Genomic DNA, 3,439 nt, shown 5'->3' with positions numbered 1-3,439 from the left:
CGGGGCTTTTTTCATGGTTCGAAGTCCGGGCGCCTCGGCGTTCGCTTACACCACCTTGCGCTGCCTGAGCTCCGCGATCTCCTCCTTACCGAAACCGAACTCGGCCAGCACCTCTTCCGTCTGCTCGCCGAACTCCGGTGGCCGCGCCACCATCTTACTCGGCGTGCGCGACAGCGTCACGGGCTGGCCGACCAGGCGGATGTGGCGGTCCTCGTCGCTCGGCACATCCTGCGCGATGCCGAGATGCCTGACCTGCGCGTCCTCGAACATCTGGTCGATGGCGTAGATCGGCCCGCAGGGCACACCAGCGTCGTTGAACTCCTGGACCCACGTCTCGGTCGACTTCGTCACGGTGCGCTTCTCGATCTCGGCGTTGAGCGCGTCGCGGTTCTTCGAGCGGGCCGGCGCGGTCGCATAGTCCGGATGGCTGTAGAGCTCCGGCGCGCCGATCGCCTGCGCGCAGCGCTCCCAGATCCGCCCGCCGGTGGTGGCGATGTTGATGTAGCCGTCCGAGGTCTTGAACACGCCGGTCGGGATGCTGGTCGGGTGGTTGTTACCGGCCTGCCTGGCGACCTCTTTCTCCATCAGCCAGCGCGCGGCCTGGAAGTCGAGCATGAAGATCTGGGCCTGGAGCAGCGAGGTCTGCACCCATTGGCCCTTGCCCGAGACCTCGCGTTCGAGCAGCGCGGTCAGGATGCCCATGGCGCAGAACAGGCCAGCGGTGAGGTCGGCGACGGGAATGCCGACCCGCATCGGGCCTTCACCCGGCGCGCCGGTGATCGACATCAGCCCGCCCATGCCCTGCGCGATCTGATCGAAGCCTGGCCGCTTGTGATAGGGGCCGTCCTGGCCGAAGCCGGAAATGCTGCCATAGACGATGCGCGGGTTGATCGCGGCGAGGCTGTCATAGTCGATGCCGAGCTTCTTCTTCACGTCGGGACGGAAATTCTCGACCACGACATCGGCCTTGGCGGCGAGGCGCTTGAACACCGCGAGCCCGCGCTCGTCCTTCAGGTTCAGCGTCATCGCCCGCTTGTTGCGGTGCAAATTCTGGAAGTCGGAGCCCCGCCGCGGTCCGCCCGGCTGCTCACCGCCGGCATCCTCGGTCAGCGCATCGATCTTGATCACGTTGGCGCCCCAGTCTGCGAGCTGCCGCACGCAGGTGGGCCCGGACCGGACACGGGTCAGATCGAGCACGGTGAAGCGCGACAGGGCTTCCGAGGCATGCGGAAAGGGCATCTTGAAAGGCTCCGGGACAGATTGCGGGCCTACCATAGTGCCCAAAGCTCGTGCGACAAGTCTGGGCCGACGCGGATGCCGCCTGTCGAAATGCAGTGCCTGACGGGGGTCTGCCTGACCTGATCTGGCCTGACGCAGCTTGCTGTGCTGCGTGAAAGGGATCAGCGCCGCAGGCGTTTCAGCTCGGCACGCGCCTGCGCGGCCAGAGGGTCATCGCCGTGGCGTGCGATGAAGAGCTCGAACGCCTCCCGCGTTCCCGTCCGACGGGCGGCTTCGTATTCCTCGGCGACCGCCGCCGAGGGGTCGCGGGCGGGCGGAACCGATGGCGCGCGTATCGCCTTGCCGTTGTCGTCCGCGTTGGCTTTGCCGGCCATGATAGGCAGTCCTCCGAAGGGGCGATGGTCCGGCCCGGCGATCGCCACCAGGGCGCCGAACAGACCGGCCGAGAGTGCACGTAGTTTCATGATTTCCCTTGCAGATCACGCGTGTAGCGGAACCTCAGTTCTTGTCCCGGTCCGTATGATTACGGGGTATGATGGCTAACACGGCCTTATGGACGAGAGCCGGGCTTGGTCGCCCAATTTAAACCAAACGTTTAACTCTCAAGCTAGAATCATCTGTCCGCGCCCCGAATCGCGCGGGGCTAGCTGCTTCGGAGATTCCCTTGGCCACCGCCGTCACGGTCAGTAGGACCAACAACGCAGATATCGACGGCATGCTGTCGGGCGTCAAATGGTCCGGCACGATCACCTATAGCTTTCCGGACTCGCCCAGCGACTACGCCAATCCGTACACCGGCGGCGGCAGTGAGCCGACGACGTCGGGCTTTGCCTCGGCGCCCATACAGATGCAGGCGGCGATCAATTACGCGATCGGGCTGATCCTCGGCTACACCAACGCGAGCATCCAGTACGCGGGCACGAACGGCGCCGACATCATGGTCGCGCAGTCGCCGTCGGCCAATCCGACCTCCTACGCCTATTACCCCGGCAACTACGCGTCCGGCGGCGATGTCTGGTTCGGGACTCAGTACAATTACTCGCTCGCCGCGCTCGGCAACTACTATTTCACGACCGCGCTGCACGAGCTCGGCCACGCCCTCGGCCTCAAGCACAGCCAGGAAACAGGTGGCGTCGCCAACGTCGCTGTGCCAAGCGCGCATGACGACAGCGAATACACCGTCATGAGCTATCGCAGCTATGTCGGCGGGCCGCTGACCGGCTACACCAACGAAGTCTATGGATATCCGCAGACCTATATGGCCAACGATATCCTCGCGCTGCAGACGATGTATGGCGCGAACTACACGACCCAGAGCGGGGCCACCGTCTATACCTGGAGCACGACCACCGGCCAGGAATTCATCAACGGCGTCGGCCAGCCGGCCGACAATGGCGGCGCCGGCGGCTCGGCCAACCGCATCTTCGAGACGATCTGGGATGGTGGCGGCGTCGATACCTACGACCTGTCGAATTACACGACGAACCTGAGCATCAACCTCAATCCAGGCGCCTCGTCCGTGTTCTCGTCGGTTCAGCTGGCCTATCTCGGAAGTGGCCACTACGCGTCGGGCAATGTCTACAACGCCTATCTCTACAACAACGATGCGCGCTCCTACATCGACAACGCCATCGGTGGCTCCGGCAACGACACCATCGTCGGCAACGTCATCGCGAACACGCTGAACGGCGGCTCTGGCAACGACACGATCACCGGCGGCGGCGGCAACGACACTATCATCGGTGGCTCGGGCACCGATACGGCGGTATATTCGGGCAACGAGGCCAGCTACGCCATATCTTACAATGCAGCCACTCAGACTTTCACTTTGAGCGACCAGCGCTCCGGTTCGCCGGACGGTACAGATACCGTCAATGGTGTTGATAGCTTCCAGTTTGCTGACAATACTCTGTCGAGTGCGATGCTCATCAGCCAGCTAGTTCCTGTCCCAATCGAGTCATTCGGCTTAACGAGTCTGCTCCAAGTCGCGAACAACTTTGAGCTTGGTAGCGCCGGGCCAATGCTGAAGTACAACGGAGTGGCCGTCGTGAGCGGTCAGTTTTCTCCATGGGTGCCAATAGGCGCGGAACAGACTGCAAGCGGGTTCGACTTCGCCTGGAAGATACCTGGTGCTGACAATTACACAGTGTGGAGCACCGACGCGAATGGGAATTACGTTGCAAATCTGACGGAGATCGTA

3 protein-coding genes are annotated in these 3,439 nt (G+C 63.1%); 1 reads left to right on the top strand and 2 read right to left on the bottom strand.

Annotation, left to right across the window (positions count from 1 at the left end; all coding sequences use genetic code 11):
- Positions 1-45: 45 nt before the first annotated feature.
- The gene (locus WN73_RS04195) at positions 46-1,239 is read right to left on the bottom strand and encodes a CaiB/BaiF CoA transferase family protein (protein WP_271551680.1); all 1,194 of its coding nucleotides are present in this window, start codon (positions 1,237-1,239) and stop codon (positions 46-48) included.
- 161 nt (positions 1,240-1,400) lie between these two features.
- A complete protein-coding gene (locus WN73_RS04190; protein WP_271551677.1) occupies positions 1,401-1,703 on the bottom strand; it encodes a hypothetical protein in 303 nt (100 codons plus the stop codon).
- Positions 1,704-1,903: 200 nt separating this feature from the next.
- Between WN73_RS04190 and WN73_RS04185 the strand changes: the two genes are divergently transcribed.
- Positions 1,904-3,439 (top strand): M10 family metallopeptidase C-terminal domain-containing protein (locus tag WN73_RS04185; protein WP_271551675.1); only part of this gene is annotated, 1,536 nt, incomplete at its 3' end.

The sequence above is a fragment of the Bradyrhizobium sp. CCBAU 45394 genome (assembly GCF_028128655.1).
Classification (GTDB): domain Bacteria; phylum Pseudomonadota; class Alphaproteobacteria; order Rhizobiales; family Xanthobacteraceae; genus Bradyrhizobium; species Bradyrhizobium diazoefficiens.
The sequence above is the reverse complement of the archived record's forward strand: the minus strand, read 5'-3'. Positions and strand labels throughout refer to the sequence as shown.